This is a genomic window from Sanguibacter sp. HDW7 (assembly GCF_011300875.1).
In the GTDB taxonomy this organism is placed as follows: Bacteria; Actinomycetota; Actinomycetes; order Actinomycetales; family Cellulomonadaceae; genus Flavimobilis.
Genome location: NZ_CP049862.1, coordinates 2605224 through 2620266 on the forward strand (window position 1 = coordinate 2605224; position 15043 = coordinate 2620266).

Consider the following 15043-nt stretch of genomic DNA (forward strand, 5'->3'; position numbering starts at 1 on the left):
TGCAGGCTCAGCGGAGGCCGAGCTTGGCCGAGCAGTGGGGCCACTGGCCCCAGCCCGAACGCGCCTGGAGGATCTTGGCGCGCTTGGTCTGCTCCGCGGCCGTCGCCTGCGAGGGCAGGCCCTTGCCGCCGACCGAGCGCCACGTGGCGACCGAGAACTGATAGAGGCCGTGGTACGCGCCGCTCGCCGAGACGGCGTTGGCACGCCCGCCCGACTCGCACTGCGCAAGACGCTGCCAGACCGTGCCCGACGGCGCCTTGCCCTGGTCCTTCGAGGACGCGGGCGTGCTCGTCGCGGGACGCTTCTTGGTCCCGACGACCTTGACCTCGGTGACGGGCTTCGTCGTGACCTTCTCGGAGATCTTCTCCTTCTCGACGACGTCGCCGTCGACCGTGCGGACGCGGTGGACGGTCGTGCGGACGCCGTCCTTGCCGGCGGTGCGCACGAGGGTCGCCTGGTCCGTGTAGCGGTCGGAGTCCTTGACCGTCTCGGTCTCGTGGGCGATCTTCTTCGTCGAGGACTTCTCGGTGACCTCGACACGGCGCACGACGACGGTGAGCACACCGGTCTCGCCGTCGGCGAGGGTGGAGCCGTCAGCGGCGCGGTCGTCGACGAGGACCTCGTCGAGATCGCCGAGCTCCACGTCCGCGGCGGCGAGCGCCGCGTCGACGCTCGAGATGCCTGCGGCGACGGGGAGGACCTCGCCCTCGACGAGCACCTGGACGGCCTCGTCGAGCGGGAGGCGCACACCGATCTCGGCGCGCTCGGAGGAGCGGGAGGCGACGAGGTGGATGTCGGCCTCACGCTGCTCGAGCGTGTCGAGCACCTCGGAGGCGTCGAGCGCGGTCGTCCACACGGACTCGGAGTCCTCGCCGTCGGAGACGGTGACCTCGCGCCCGTAGCGGACGACGACGGTCTCGCCGTCGGCGAGCGCGGAGGACGCGGCAGGGGCGACGACGTCGCGCGTGCTGGTCTCGATGCCGAGCTCGTCGAGGAGGTTGCCGACGGATCCGGCCCACGTGTCGACGTCGACGGTCTTGCCGTCGACGTCGAGGCTCACGGTCTTGTGGGCGTTCGTGGCGATCGCGACGCCCGCACCGCCGAGCGCGAGAGCGACGGCGGTCGTGCCGACGATCCACGGTCGGCGCCTGAGCGGCCTGCGTGCGTGCACCTCCCCCGTCGTCCCGAAGGTGGGGTCGGTGCTCTCCGCACGCGTGGCGCGGCTCAGGGGGTTGTGCATCGGTGTCCAGACGTCGACCTGTCCGGCACCGGCGTCGACGCTCCACGCACCCGCAGGGGCACGGTCCTGGTGTCACGCCCTGGGCGTGACCTGAGGTCCGTGGTGCGCTGGGCGCACGCGGCGTGGGGTCGAGACCGGATCCGGTTGTTGGACCGTCCCCGTGAGGGTGGCGCCCTCCCCGGCCGGGGCGGGACGGCCGCGACGGCCGTCCGTCGTCGACCTGCGGGGGCGTCCGGAGGTCCTCGTGAGACCCCCGTCCGAGCCGCGGGGCGACGGACGAACGGTCTACCGTAACCGGAGCGTGACCTTCGCTCCAAGTCTTCGTGGGACAGATCACCCACGCCCTGGGGCCGGCCTGGGGGCCGGAACCCACACACCGGGGCCTGTGGTCAGGGCTGCACGTCGACGGTCTGGCGAGCCCTCCTCAGCGAGGAGCGGCCTAGTACCAGCCGACGTCGTCGGAGTGGGCGAGCGCCTTGCAGGGGCCCGAGTAGCGGCCCGCGATGTAGCGCAGCCCCCAGTCGATCTGCACGCTCGGCGTCGTGAGATACCGAAGGCCGGCGTCGTTCGTGCGCCAGTCGGACCCGAAGTGCAGGCTCATGATCGCCTGCGGGATCCCGCGCGCCGTCGACGACGGGTTCGCGGCCTTGTAGCTCCAGTTGCTCTCCCGCTCCCACAGCGTGACGAGGCACCGGTACTCGCCGTTGTCCCAGCCGCGCGCCGCGACCTTGCGCTTCGCGAGCGCCTTCGCGGAGGCCGGGGTCGTCCCGGCGGTGCCGGGCGGCGCGGTCGTCGGGGCAGAGGTCGGCTCCGGCTTCGGGGTGGGCTTCGACGTCGGCGTCGACGAGGGCTCAGGGTCCGGGCCTGCCGAGGGTCCCGGGTCAGGATCCGTCGAGGGCTCGCCCGACGGCGATCCCTCCGACGGCGACGGGTCCGGCGTGCCCGGTGCGGGCTCGCCGTCGGCCGGCGTCGTCGGCCTCGCGGGCGTCGTCGTGGGGTCAGGCGACGGCGTCGCACCGGTCCCGACCCGCACCGTGCCCGCGACGGGCTCGCGCAGGACGACCGAGACGATCTCGGAGCGCGAGGACTCGACACCGCCGACCGACGCGACGAGGAACGTCGACACCGACCGCCCGGGTGACCCCGCCGAGACGACGCGGCGCTCTCCCGCAGCGAGCGACGGGTCCTCGATCTCGTCGACGTCAGGCTCGATGTCGACCTCGACCGTCTCGTGCGACCACTCGACGTCGACGACCTCGACCCGCATGCCGCTGACGACGGGGGCGTCGAGGTCGTGGGAGACGGCGCGGTCGCCGAGGACGACGTCCTGCTCGACGAGCAGCGCCGTGACGTCGGCTGCGGCCGTGAGGACGGGACGCTCGATGCCGTCGACGACGAGCTCGACCGGGATGGCCGGCCCGCGGGCCGTGCTGCGGGAGGCTGGAGTCTGGGGCGCTGTCGGGTCGGTCGTCGCCGCGAGCACGGGGCCGTCGCCGGTCCACGGCGTGCCGCCCGGAACGAGGCTCGTGAGGGTGAGGGTCGTCGCCGCGGCGACGACGAGGACGACGGCGGAGGAGACCGCGGCACGCGCGGTCCGGCGGGACGTCACAGGCTCAGTACCAGCCCCGGGCGTGGGAGTGGTCGAGCGCGCCACAGGGAGTGCCGTAGCGGTTCTTGATGTAGCCGAGGCCCCAGATGATCTGCGTGCGGGCGTTCGTGCGCCAGTCCGAGGCGACCGAGGCCATCTTGGTGCCGGGCAGCGACTGCGGGATGCCGTACGCGCCTGAGCCCTTGTTGTGCGCGGTGACCCGCCAGTTGGACTCGCGCGTCCAGAGCCTGTCGAGGCACGTGAACTGGCTCGCGTCCCAGCCGCGCTCGGCGACGAGCGACTTCGCGAGCGCGCGCGCCTGGTTGGGCGAGAGGACCTTCGCCGAGGAGTCGGGGACGGACATCGTGCCGACGCGCACGACCTCGTCGCGCATCTCCGCGACGACGACGCTCGTGAGTGCCGTGCGCTCGATCTCCGTGCCGTTCGCCGACCGGACGAGGTACGTCGTCGTCGACTCGCCGTCGACACCGCGCGTCTCGACGATGCGGGTGCCCTTGACGAGGTTCGCGTCGTCGACCTCGGACGAGCCGTGCTCGACCTTCTCGGTGACGGTCTTCGTCCTCTCCGTCACGGCTGCGATCTCGATGCGCAGCCCGTCGGTGACGGGCATGTCGAGGTCGGTGAGGACGACTGCGTCGTCCGCGACCGTGATGCCCTCGGCGTGGAGAGCGGCGCCGACGGTCGGGTGGGTCGTCGTCACGGAACGCTCCGCGCCGTCGACGACGATGGTGATGGCCGTGGCGCGGGCCGAGCCGCGCGAGGCGACCTCACGGTCGCGTCCGTCGAGGTCGTCGACGACCGTGGCCGCGAGGGCGACGGGAGTGTCGGACGCGAGGTCGGAGCCCGCGTAGGCGGCCGTGCCGCCGAGGAGGACCGCGATGACCGCGATCTGGGCCGGGAGCCGGAGCGGCGTACGGCGGGCATGCTGCTCGCGTCGCGCTCGGCGGGTCTCCACGGTGCTGTCTCCCTGGGGTCGATCGTCGTCCACGGTCACGGACGCCCCCGATTCAACCCCGGCCGGGGTGCCCGTGGCAACACGCGGTGACCGTTCTCACCTGCGGGACCTCCGGCCTTGACAGAGCCGGGGTCCCGTGGCGCGCGACTCACCACGGGCCGTAGAGGCGGTCGGCGTTCGCGCTGGTCGCGGTCGCGATCTCGGCCTCGGTGAGGCCGAGGGTCGTGGCGACGAAGCGCACGGTGTGCGGCAGGAGGTAGGGCGCGTTGGGGCGGCCACGCGCGGGCACGGGCGTGAGGTACGGGGCGTCGGTCTCGACGAGGAGGCGGTCGAGCGGCGTGACGCGCAGCGCGGCCCGGAGGTCGTCGTTCGCGTTGTACGTCACGGGCCCCGCGAACGACAGGTACCAGCCCTGCGCGGCGCAGAACGACGCCATCTCGGCGTCGCCCGAGAAGCAGTGGAAGACGACTGATTCGGGTGCGCGGTCGCGCGCGAGGACGTCGAGGACGTCCGCGTGCGCGTCGCGGTCGTGGATCTGCACGGGCAGGCCCGTCTCGCGCGCGAGCGCGAGGTGCGCGCGGAACGCCTCCCGCTGGACCTCGCGGGCGCGCTCGCCGCCGCGGAAGAAGTCGAGTCCCGTCTCCCCGACGGTCCGCACGCGCGGGTGCCGCGCGAGCTCGGCGATCTCAGCGAGCGCGTCGTCGAGGCTCACCTCGTGCCTCGGCAGGGGCGCGGGCTCGAGCCCGTCGGGCGCGACCTCGCGGATCCCCGCGTGCAGGGGCGCCTCGTTGGGGTGGATCGCGACGCCGCCGACGAGCTCGGGGTGCTCCTCGACGAGCCGGGCGGTCGCACGCGCGGCCTCGAGGTCGCAGCCGATCTGCACCATGCGCGGCACGCCGACGGCGACGGCACGATCGATCGTCTCGCGGACGCTCGGGTGCGGGTCCTCGGGGCCGAGGACGTCGTGGATCGAGTCGAGGTGCGTGTGGCCGTCGACGGCCGGCACCTCGAGCGGCGCCGGGTCAGCGGCCCAGCCCCGCTCGCGGCGGCGTCCCACGTCAGGCCTCGGCCGGGTCCTCGAGGCGCGGGAAGAGCGCGTCGCCCTTCGTGATGATCGTGCCGGCCGGCAGCACGCCGAAGGTGCCGGCGTCCTGGACGCGCTGCAGGTCCAGCGCGCCGAGCGCGGGCTCCGCCCCGAGCTGCTCCCACAGCGACGCGGTCGCCTTCGGCAGCACGGGGTGCAGGAGCACCGCGAGCGAGCGCAGCGAGTTCGCGAGCGTCACGAGGATCGTCGCGAGCCGGCCGCCGTCGCCGAGCGCGGCCGGGTCCTTCGCGACCTTCCACGGCTCGGTGTCGGTGACGTAGTGGTTCGCGGCGTCGACGAGCGTCCACACCGCGTTGATCGCCTCGTGCGGCGCGATGCGGTCGATCGCAGCCTCCGCGTCGGCCGTCGCCCGGGCGGCGACACCCGCGAGCGCGAGGTCGATCTCCTGGGCCCCCCCGGCCGCGGGCAGGACGCCGCCGAAGTACTTGCCGACCATGGCCGCGACGCGCGAGGCGAGGTTGCCCAGGCCGTTCGCGAGGTCGCCCGCGTACCGCGCCGACATGTCCTCCCACGAGAACGAGCCGTCCGAGCCGAAGGAGATCGCACGCATGAAGTAGTAGCGGAACGCGTCCGAGCCGAAGTGGTCGATGACCTGCGCAGGTGCGATGCCCGTGAGCTTCGACTTGCTCATCTTCTCGCCGCCGACGAGCAGCCAGCCGTGCGCGAACACCGTCGTCGGCAGGGGCAGGCCGGCAGCCATGAGCATGGCCGGCCAGATGACCGCGTGGAACCGGAGGATGTCCTTGCCGACGAGGTGGACGGACGCGGGCCACCGACGCGCGAACTGCTCCGCGCCCGGGCCTTCGGTGTCACCGAGACCCACGGCCGTCGCGTAGTTGAGCAGCGCGTCGAACCACACGTAGAGGACGTGCGAGGAGTCCCACGGCAGCGGGATGCCCCAGTCGAAGGTGTTGCGGGAGATCGAGAGGTCCTTCATGCCGCCCTTGACGAACGCCATGACCTCGTTGCGCGCGGAGGCCGGCTGCACGAACTCGGGGTGGGACTCGTAGAGCTCGACGAGCCGGTCCGCATAGGCGGACAGACGGAAGAAGTAGTTGTCCTCCGAGAGCCAGTCGACGGGCCGCGAGTGGATGGGGCACACCTTCTGCCCCGCGTCCTCGCCCGTGCCGTCGACGAGGTCGCCGTCGAGCTTGTACTCCTCGCAGCCGACGCAGTAGTAGCCCTCGTACTTGCCCTGGTAGATGTGGCCCGCGTCGAAGAGGCCCTGGAGGAACCTCTGGACCCGCTCGGTGTGACGCTCCTGCGTCGTCCGGATGAAGTCGTCGTTCGTCGCGTCGAGCGTCGCGAGGACGGGCTGCCACTCCTCGGTGACGAGGCGGTCCGCCCACTCTTGCGGCGTCACGCCGTGCTTCGCCGCGGTGTTCATGACCTTCTGGCCGTGCTCGTCCGTGCCGGTGAGGAACCACGTGTCGTCGCCGCGCTGGCGGTGCCAGCGCGCGAGGACGTCCGCCGCGACCGTCGTGTACGCGTGCCCGATGTGGGGGGCGTCGTTGACGTAGTAGATCGGCGTCGTGATGTAGAAGGACGAGTTCTGGGCCATGGGGTCAATCCTAGGGCGGCGGCGGCCGCCGCCGCGCCGCGTCCTGGGAAACGTCCGGGACCGCGGGCTCAGGACCGTCCGAGCGTGAGCCGCCAGACGCGGTCGTCGCCGGCCCGCGGCTCGCCGCGCCCGTCGGTCGCGCTCGAGGAGACGAGCAGGGTGCCGCCCGGCTCGGCGAGGACGCCGCGGAGACGGCCGAGGCCGTCGAGGACGACGGTCGGGGTCGCAGCGCCCTCCGCGAGCTCGGCAAGGTCGACGCGCCACAGCCGCTCGCCGCGCAGCGCCGCGACGTACACGCCCTCGTCGGTGACGGCGAGGCCGGACGGCGAGGCCTCGTCGGTCGTCCACGTGACGAGCGGGTCCTCGAAGCCGTCGTCCGTGCCACCCGTGCCCTCGACCTCGGGCCAGCCGTAGTTGCGGCCCGGGAGGATCTGGTTGAGCTCGTCGAACGTGTCCTGGCCGAGCTCCGAGGCGAACATGCGGCCGTCGGCGTCCCAGCCGAGACCCTGGACGTTGCGGTGCCCGAGGCTCCACACGGGCGACCCCGGCACGGGGTTGCCGGGCGCCGGCTCGCCCTCGGGCGTGAGCCGCAGGATCTTGCCGTTGAGCGAGTCCGGGTCCTGCGCCGTGCGCGGCTCGGTCGCGTCGCCCGTCGCGACGTAGAGCATGCCGTCGGGCCCGAAGGCGACCGCGCCGCCATCGTGGAACTGGGCCGACGCGATGCCGTCGAGCAGCGTCGTCAGCTCGCCGAGCGTCGCACCCGTGAGCGTGCCGCGCAGGACGGCGTTGCCGTCGGTCCCCGTGCGCTGGACGACGATGTCCGACGTCCCGGGGGCGACGGCGACGCCGAGCAGCCCCGACTCCCCACGGTGGACGGTCTCGCGCGCGAGCGCGTCAGCGCCCGGCCCGGTCACGGGAGTCGTCGTGCCGTCGGGCGCGACCCGCACGAGCGTGCCCGTGTCGCGCAGGGTCACGAGGAGGTCGCCGCCCGGCAGGAGCGCCATGCCCCACGGCGCCGCCAGGTCGTCGACGACCTCGGTACGGTCCGTCACGGTGACGTCGACCGGCCCGGGCGGCGTCGTCGCCGTGGGCTCGGGGCTCTCCTCCGGGGTGGTCGCGCCCGCGGTGGGGGTCGGGGTCACGGGCGTCGGCCCGGGACCGGGCCGACGGTCGAGCACGATCCCCACGACGACGACCGCGACGGCCGCGAGGAGCGCGAGGACGACGACGAGCACGCGCGTGCGCCGCGCGACGCGCAGCCGCGCGGTCACCGTGCCGCCCTCTCCACCGCCCGGCGCGTCACGCGTCCCCCTGCCAGCCGAGGTTGCGGGCGACGTGCTGGAGCGTGAGGACCGTGACCTCGTAGTCGCGCGCGGCCAGGCCGCGCGTCATGGCGCTGCGGGCCTCGCCGAGCCCCGCCTGGAGGTCCGCGTACGCCTCCTCCCCCGCCACCGTCACGGCGAGCCCGCCGACGTCCGCGGGCGCGCCCTCGAGGTGCGCGGGACCCGCGACCCAGCCGCGGGCGCGGAGGTCCTCGAGGTGCGGGACCGTCGTCGCGGAGCCGGTCGCACCGAGGAGCGCGTCGACCTGCGCGGGGCTGCTCGCCCCGTCACGCACGACGGCGAGCACCTGCCAGTGCCGCCGCGTGAGCCCCGCCTCGTCGTAGACCCGACCGAACGCGTCCTCGACGAGCCCCTCGACGAGGCCGAGCCAGTACCCGAACGGGCGGGAACCGCCCGGACCTGCGAACGCACCTGTCGACGCCATGTCTCCCCCTCCGTCTGCCTGACCCGACCATCCTCGCGCAGGCCGGGGGTGTGCGCGAGGGTTGCGTGCCGAGTGGAGCGCTCAGCGGCCCCGTGCCGCGAGCGCGGCCTCGTAGAGGTCGCGCTTCGCGACGCCCGCGCGCACCGCGACCTGCGCGACCGCGTCCTTGAGCCGGACGCCGCCGTCCGCGAGCGCGAGGACCTCGGGGACGAGGTCGGCGGGCTCGGCCGCGGCCGGCGCCTCGGCCCCCGCGACGACGACGCAGATCTCGCCGCGCAGCTGCTCCGCGGCCGCGCGCTCCGCGAGCTCGCCGAGCGTGCCGCGCAGAACCTCCTCGTACGTCTTGGTGAGCTCGCGGCACACGGCCGCGGGGCGGTCGGCGCCGAACGCCCCGGCCATCGACGCGAGCGTCGAGTCGATCCGGTGCGGGGACTCGAAGAAGACCATCGTGCGTCGCTCGTCGGCGAGGGCCCCGAACGTCCGCGCGCGGTCCCCGTCCTTGCGGGGCGGGAAGCCCTCGAAGCAGAAGCGGTCGGTCGGCAGGCCCGAGAGCGCGAGGGCCGTGAGCACGGCGCTCGGCCCCGGCGCGGCCGTGACGCGCAGGCCGCGCTCGACGGCGCGCTGCACGACGCGGAAGCCCGGGTCCGAGACCGTGGGCATGCCGGCGTCCGAGACGACGAGGACGGTCCCGCCGCCCTCGACGACGTCGCACAGGTCGTCCGCGCGGTCCGACTCGTTGTGCTCGTGGTGGGAGACGAGGCGCCCGGGAACCTTGAGGTCGAGGCGCGCGGCGAGCGCGAGGAGACGCCGTGTGTCCTCGGCCGCGACGACGTCGGCCTCGACGAGGAGGCGCCGCAGGCGCGGCGAGGCGTCCTCGACGTCGCCGATCGGGGTGGCCGCGAGGATGAGCGATCCGGTCATGCCCACAAGACTGCCACGGCCCGTCCCCTGCCCCGACGCGACTGCTCCCCTACGATGTCTGACGTGACGACCGCCCCCACGCCCGCCGGCACCGCCGACGACGAGCTCCCCGACGTCGTCGCGCCGACCGACGTCGTCGTCGAGCCGCTCCCCGACGTCGTCGAGTCGACCGAGCGGCGCCTCCTGCGCGAGCTCCTCGGCGAGCGTGCCCTGCGCCTCGGTCTCACCGCGCAGGACCGCCTGTGGGGCTGGCTCGGTCCGTTGCTCGTGACGGTCCTCGCGGCCGTCCTGCGGGTGTGGGACCTCGGCCGGCCCAGGACGCTCGTGTTCGACGAGACCTACTACGTCAAACAGGCGTACTCGCTGCTGCAGGTCGGGTACGACGCGGCCTGGCCCGACGAGCCCAACGCCTCCTTCGAGGCCGGCAACCGCGACATCTTCCTCGACAGCGCCGAGTACGTCGTCCACCCGCCCGTCGGCAAGTGGATGATCGCCCTCGGGCTCAAGCTCGGCGGCGCCGACAACACGTGGGCCTGGCGCCTCGCGACCGCCGTCGTCGGCGTCCTCGGGGTGTGGATCGTCGCGCGCGTCGGCCGCCGCCTGTTCTCCTCGACTGTCGCGGGCGTCGTCGCCGGCGGCATCTTCGCGATCGACGGCGTCGGCATCGTCCACGCGCGCACGGGCCTGCTCGACAGCTTCGTGATGTTCTGGGCGCTCGTCGGCTTCGCGTTCGTCGTCCTCGACCGCTTCGACTCCCGCCGCAGGCTCGCGCGGCGCGCCGCCGCGCTCCTCGACGCCGGCCAGGGCCTCGGGCGCTGGGGGCCGCACCTCGGTATCCGCTGGTACCGGCTCGCCGCCGCGGTCGCGCTCGGACTGTGCATCGGCACGAAGTGGTCGGGCGCGTACTTCCTCGCGGTCCTCTGCGTCCTCGTCGTCCTCTGGGACGCCTCCGCGCGACGCACCGTCGGTGTCACGGGCTGGGCCAACGGCACGCTCTGGAAGGACGCCGTCCCGGCGGCCGTGACGATGGTGCCCCTCGCGGGCCTCACCTACCTCGCGTCGTGGAGCGCCTGGTTCGCCAACACGGGCTCGTACAAGCGGCTCTGGGCGGAGGACAACCCCGGCCAGGGCATCCAGTGGCTGCCCGCGCCGCTGCGGTCCTTCGTCGAGTACCACGTGCAGATGTGGGACTTCCACACGGGGCTCACGACACCCCACACGTACATGTCGAACCCGTGGGGCTGGCTGCTCCAGCTGCGCCCGACGTCCTTCTACTACCGCTCCGTCGAGCGCGGCGGCGAGCTGCCCGACGGCCTCGGCGCGTGCGCGTACGAGAAGTGCTCGGTCGCGGTGACGTCGCTCGGCAACCCGCTCGTCTGGTGGCTCGGCACGGCGGCGCTGCTCCTGGCGGTCGTGTGGGTCGTGTGGCGCAAGGACTGGCGCGGCGTCGCGGTGCTCTCCGGCATCGTCGCCGGCTGGGCGCCGTGGCTGCTCTACTCGCACCGCACGATCTTCACGTTCTACACGATCGCCTTCGCACCCTGGGTGTACCTCGCTCTCGGCTACGCCGTCGCGCTCGCGCTCGAGCACACGGAGGGATCACCGGGCCGACGGCGCCTCGTGCGCCGGATCCTCTGGGTGGTCGGCGGGCTCCTCGTCGCCGTGAGCGTGTTCTTCTACCCCATCTGGACCGCCAAGGTCGTGCCCTTCGAGTTCTGGCAGTGGCACATGTGGCTGCAGTCCTGGATCTGATCCCCGAAGGCGTCGGCACCGACGATTTCGCGGAGCGCTGAGAGCGGGCGACGGGTAAACCACTCCCGGATGTCGGAGGCCAGGGTTATCGTCGGACGTTGCCCACGTCCGACGGAAGGCTCCCCGGTGACACTTCTGCGTCTCGCGCTCCGACATGCCCGCCCCTACTGGTGGTGGATCGCCGCGGTCGGCGTCCTCCAGCTCGCCTCGACCATCGCGGCCCTCTACCTGCCGAGCCTCAACGCCCGCATCATCGACAAGGGCGTCTCGCTCGGCGACGTCGACTTCATCTGGAGCACCGGCCTCCAGATGCTCCTCGTGTGCCTCGCCCAGGTCGTCACGGCGATCGCCGCCGTCTACTTCGGTGCGCGCACCTCGATGAGCATCGGCCGCGACCTGCGCCGCGAGGTGTTCCGCAAGGTCGACTCGCTCGGCTCCCTCGACGTCTCCCGCTTCGGCACCGCGACGCTCATCACGCGCTCGACGAACGACGTCCAGCAGGTGCAGATGCTCGTCCTCATGACGCTGAACTTCATGGTGTCGACGCCCATCATGTGCATCGGCGGCATCGTCATGGCGCTGCGCGAGGACCCGGGTCTGTCGTGGCTCGTGTGGGTGTCCGTGCCGCTGCTCTTCGTCATCGTCTCGATCCTCGTCGTCAAGCTCCTGCCGCTGTTCCGCCAGATGCAGGACCGCGTCGACGGCATCAACGACGTCCTGCGCGAGCAGATCACCGGTATCCGCGTCATCCGCGCGTTCGTCCGCGAGCCCTTCGAGGCCAAGCGCTACCAGGACGCGAACTTCGCGATCACCGACGTCTCGATCAAGGTCGGCAACCTCTTTGTCCTCATGTTCCCCGTCATCATGATGATCCTCCACCTCGCCACGGCCGCCGTGCTGTGGTTCGGCGGGCACCGCGTCGACGCCGGCCAGATCCAGGTCGGGGCGCTCACCGCGTTCCTCCAGTACCTCCTGCAGATCCTCGTCGCCGTCATGATGGGCACCTTCATGATGATGATGATCCCGCGCGCCGTCGTCTCCGCCGAGCGCATCGACGAGGTCCTCGAGGCCGTCCCCACGATGAAGGCTCCGGCCGAGGGCTCCGCCGCGGCGCCGCAGGGCGGCGACGTCGTCCTCGACCACGTGACCTTCGGGTACCCCGGCGCCGAGCTGCCGGTCCTCGACGACGTGTCGTTCACGGCCCGCGCGGGACGGACCACCGCGATCGTCGGCTCCACCGGCTCCGGCAAGACCACCCTCCTCGGGCTCATCCCGCGCCTCTTCGAGGCCCAGCAGGGCACCGTGTCGATCGGCGGTGTCCCCGTCTCCTCGCTCGGCCGCCACCAGATCGCGGGACTCGTCGGCCTCGTGCCGCAGAAGCCCTATCTCTTCTCCGGGACTATCGCGTCCAACCTGCGCTTCGGCCGGCCCGAGGCCACGGAGGCCGACATGTGGCACGCGCTCGAGGTCGCGCAGGCCGCAGACTTCGTCCGCGCCAAGCCCAAGGAGCTCGACGAGCCCGTCGCGCAGGGCGGCACGAACGTCTCCGGCGGCCAGCGCCAGCGCCTGTGCATCGCGCGCGCGCTCGCCGCGCAGCCGCAGGTCTACCTGTTCGACGACTCGTTCTCCGCGCTCGACGTCACGACCGACGCCCTCCTGCGGGAGGCGCTCGCGGACGCGACCGCAGGGGCGACCGTCATCATCGTCGCGCAGCGCATCTCGACGATCCGTACCGCCGACCACATCGTCGTCCTCGACGACGGCAAGGTCGTCGGCGAGGGCACGCACGACGCGCTGCTCGCATCGAACGAGACCTATCGCGAGATCGTCGAGTCCCAGATGAGCATCGAGGGGGTGGCCTGATGGCCCGCACCGACCGCCGGCGCACCGACGCCGCACAGCCGGACGCCGGAGCCGAGGCCACGGCGGCTGTCGCCGTCGCCGAGGAGGAGCTCGACTTCACGCCGGGAGAGATGGACGGCGACCCGTTCATGGGCGGACCGCCCGCACGCAAGGCGCAGAACTTCTGGCCGTCGGCCAAGCGCCTCGTCGGGCTGCTCGCCCCCGAGAAGGCGCTCATGAGCATCGTGCTCGCCTTCGTCGTCGGCAGCGTCGTCCTGTCCGTCATCGCGCCCAAGGTTCTCGGCCGTGCGATGGACGTCATCTTCAGCGGCTGGATCGGCGTCACGATCAGCAAGCAGTTCCCCGCCGACATGCCGCTCGAGACCATCGTCGCGACCCTGCGCGCCCAGGGGCAGGACACGTTCGCGGACATGCTGCTGCGCTCGGGCGCCGTGCCCGGCCAGGGCATCGACTTCGACCGTCTCGCGGTGCTCATCGCGACCGTCCTCGGCCTCTACGTCGTCTCCTCGATCTTCATGTGGGCGCAGGGCTTCATCCTCAACCGCCTCGTCATGCGCGTCGTCTACAACCTGCGCGAGGAGATCGAGCACAAGCTCAACCGTCTGCCCCTGTCGTACTTCGACACGCGCCAGCGCGGCGACGTCATGTCACGCGTGACGAACGACGTCGACAACGTGCAGTCCGCCCTCCAGCAGGCGTTCAGCCAGCTCGTGCAGTCGATCATGATGGTGCTCGGCATCCTCGTCATGATGTTCGTCGTGTCGTGGCAGCTCGCGCTGCTCGCGCTCATCGCCCTGCCGCTGTCGGGAGCGGTCGCCGGCATCATCGGCGTCCGTTCGCAGCGCCTCTTCAAGGCGCAGTGGGCGCACACCGGAGCCGTCAACGGCCACGTCGAGGAGACCTTCTCGGGCCTCGACCTCGTCCGCGCCTACGGTCGTGACGAGGTCATGCTCGACGAGTTCGACGAGCGTAACGACAAGCTCTTCCAGGCGTCGTTCGGCGCGCAGTTCGTCTCGGGCATGATCATGCCCGCGATGACCTTCGTCTCCTACCTCTCCTACGTGCTCATCGCCGTCGGCGGCGGCCTGCGCGTCGCGTCCGGCAGCATGACGCTCGGTGACGCGACGGCGTTCATCCAGTACTCGCGCGAGTTCACGCAGCCCATCGCGGAGATGGCCGGCATCGCGAACATGCTCCAGTCGGGCGTCGCCTCGGCCGAGCGCACGTTCGAGCTGCTCGACGCCGAGGAGGAGGAGCCCGACGACGCGTCGGCCACGCTGCCCGCGCGCACCGACGGGCACGTCGAGCTCCGCGACGTCTCGTTCTCCTACGACCCCGCCAGCCCGCTCATCGAGAACCTCTCGCTCACCGTGCAGCCGGGGCAGACGGTCGCGATCGTCGGTCACACGGGCGCCGGCAAGACGACGCTCGTCAACCTCATCATGCGGTTCTACGAGATCCAGGGCGGGCAGATCCTCCTCGACGGCGTCGACGTGCGTGACCTCACGCGCTCCGACCTGCGCGGACAGGTCGGCATGGTCCTCCAGGACGCGTGGCTGTGGGGCGGGACCATCCGCGACAACATCCGCTACGGCCGCCTCGACGCGACCGACGAGGAGATCATCGAGGCGGCGAAGGCCACGATGGTCGACCGCTTCGTGCGGCAGCTGCCCGACGGCTACGACACGGTCGTCGACTCCGACGGCGGCTCCGTCTCCGCCGGCGAGCGGCAGCTCATCACGATCGCGCGCGCGTTCCTCTCGCAGCCGTCGCTGCTCATCCTCGACGAGGCGACGAGCTCGGTCGACACCCGCACCGAGCTGCTCGTGCAGCACGCGATGCACGCGCTGCGCTCCGACCGGACGTCGTTCGTCATCGCGCACCGGCTCTCGACGATCCGCGACGCGGACCTCATCCTCGTCATGGAGGCGGGCCGCATCGTCGAGCAGGGCAACCACACAGAGCTGCTCGAGCGCGGCGGTGCCTACCGCGAGCTCTACGAGAGCCAGTTCCGCGGCGGGCCGGAGTCCGCGCCCGGGGACGACGAGACGTCCGACGACGAGTCGTCGGCCGACGCGGCCGACGTGACGGACGAGGACGCACCGGATCAGGCGTGACACCCGCCTGATCCCCGCACGGAGCCGAGGGCCCGCGACCACAGGTCGCGGGCCCTCGGCCGTCCGTGTCATCACCTGCACGGTCGCGTGCGCGTCCTGCCGCCCGCGGGCCCGGTCCGGTGGGCCGCCGCGACTGGCGACTACCGTGGAGCC

The 15043-nt window shown here is 72.4% G+C and carries 11 protein-coding genes; 3 read left to right on the forward strand and 8 right to left on the reverse strand.

Features of this window, described 5'->3' with window-relative positions; translation table 11 throughout:
* Positions 1-7 precede the first annotated feature (7 nt).
* The 8 genes from G7063_RS11760 to rsmI form a co-directional block, all read right to left on the reverse strand.
* Positions 8-1240, reverse strand: a complete 1233-nt coding sequence (locus tag G7063_RS11760; protein WP_166414557.1) for a resuscitation-promoting factor — start codon at positions 1238-1240, stop codon at positions 8-10.
* Positions 1241-1679: 439 nt separating this feature from the next.
* Positions 1680-2849, reverse strand: a complete 1170-nt coding sequence (locus tag G7063_RS11765; protein ID WP_166414558.1) for a G5 domain-containing protein — start codon at positions 2847-2849, stop codon at positions 1680-1682.
* A 4-nt stretch (positions 2850-2853) separates the two neighbouring features.
* On the reverse strand, positions 2854-3804 hold the full coding sequence (locus tag G7063_RS11770) for a G5 domain-containing protein (RefSeq protein WP_166414559.1): 951 nt from the start codon (positions 3802-3804) through the stop codon (positions 2854-2856).
* Between the two features lie 148 nt (positions 3805-3952).
* On the reverse strand, positions 3953-4861 hold the full coding sequence (locus tag G7063_RS11775; protein ID WP_166414560.1) for a TatD family hydrolase: 909 nt from the start codon (positions 4859-4861) through the stop codon (positions 3953-3955).
* A 1-nt stretch (position 4862) separates the two neighbouring features.
* On the reverse strand, positions 4863-6470 hold the full coding sequence (gene metG / locus G7063_RS11780) for a methionine--tRNA ligase (RefSeq protein ID WP_166414561.1): 1608 nt from the start codon (positions 6468-6470) through the stop codon (positions 4863-4865).
* A 68-nt stretch (positions 6471-6538) separates the two neighbouring features.
* Positions 6539-7741, reverse strand: coding sequence for a sorbosone dehydrogenase family protein (locus G7063_RS11785; protein WP_240916063.1), 1203 nt, complete (start codon positions 7739-7741; stop codon positions 6539-6541).
* A gap of 28 nt (positions 7742-7769) precedes the next feature.
* A complete protein-coding gene (locus G7063_RS11790; protein WP_166414562.1) occupies positions 7770-8237 on the reverse strand; it encodes a hypothetical protein in 468 nt (155 codons plus the stop codon).
* A gap of 81 nt (positions 8238-8318) precedes the next feature.
* Entirely contained in the window at positions 8319-9158 is an 840-nt protein-coding gene (gene rsmI / locus G7063_RS11795; RefSeq protein WP_166414563.1) for a 16S rRNA (cytidine(1402)-2'-O)-methyltransferase, read from the reverse strand.
* A gap of 54 nt (positions 9159-9212) precedes the next feature.
* On the opposite strand from rsmI, the gene G7063_RS11800 reads away from it, so the two are divergent.
* The 3 genes from G7063_RS11800 to G7063_RS11810 all read left to right on the forward strand — a co-directional run bounded on the left by G7063_RS11800 (position 9213) and on the right by G7063_RS11810 (position 14890).
* Entirely contained in the window at positions 9213-10910 is a 1698-nt protein-coding gene (locus G7063_RS11800) for a dolichyl-phosphate-mannose--protein mannosyltransferase (protein WP_166414564.1), read from the forward strand.
* Positions 10911-11036: 126 nt separating this feature from the next.
* Positions 11037-12773, forward strand: a complete 1737-nt coding sequence (locus G7063_RS11805; RefSeq protein ID WP_166414565.1) for an ABC transporter ATP-binding protein — start codon at positions 11037-11039, stop codon at positions 12771-12773.
* A complete protein-coding gene (locus G7063_RS11810) occupies positions 12773-14890 on the forward strand; it encodes an ABC transporter ATP-binding protein (protein WP_166414566.1) in 2118 nt (705 codons plus the stop codon). Before G7063_RS11805 ends, G7063_RS11810 begins: the two co-directional genes overlap by 1 nt.
* Positions 14891-15043 lie beyond the last annotated feature (153 nt).